Annotated in this window: 1 protein-coding gene; it reads right to left on the bottom strand. The window is 62.4% G+C overall.

Annotation, left to right across the window (positions count from 1 at the left end):
• Positions 1-359: type VI secretion system ImpA family N-terminal domain-containing protein (locus tag ADK28_RS19280; RefSeq protein ID WP_048796409.1), on the bottom strand; the 359-nt coding region annotated here is incomplete at its 3' end.
• Between the last annotated feature and the right edge of the window lie 61 nt (positions 360-420).

Raw genomic sequence — 420 nt, 5'->3', positions numbered from 1 at the left:
TGGACCATCAGGCGCTGCTTTTGTGCCGGGCTGGATGGCCATGCGAGTGTCCACCAGGCCGACAGCCAGTCATCCATCAGGACCAGGGCTGCAGACCACGACTCAGCGGTCGCCGGATGCTGAAGACAGCGCACCAGTTGCACCAGYACRCGCATATCCTTGGTACGGGTTTCCAGCAGCGTCAGGCAGTCAAGGGCCACCGCATCCAGACTCACCTCACTGTGGGCAAGCGAACCCAGTTTCACCAGTTCAGTCTCTGTCTTTTCCCACAGCGGATCGTCCGCGCTGACCGCGCTTTCCGTCAGGTCATCAGGCAATACTGCCAGCAGGCGCGGGCTCCAGGGATGCCGGAATGTCATGACTGACCTCCCCAGCGGCACTGCTGGCGCAACGGCCTGATGGCGCTTTCCAGCCCGTCCA

This window comes from Serratia sp. 506_PEND (assembly GCF_001076875.1).
Classification (GTDB): domain Bacteria; phylum Pseudomonadota; class Gammaproteobacteria; order Enterobacterales; family Enterobacteriaceae; genus Serratia; species Serratia marcescens.
Note: the sequence above shows the minus strand (reverse complement) of the source record. Positions and strands in the feature narration are given on the sequence as shown.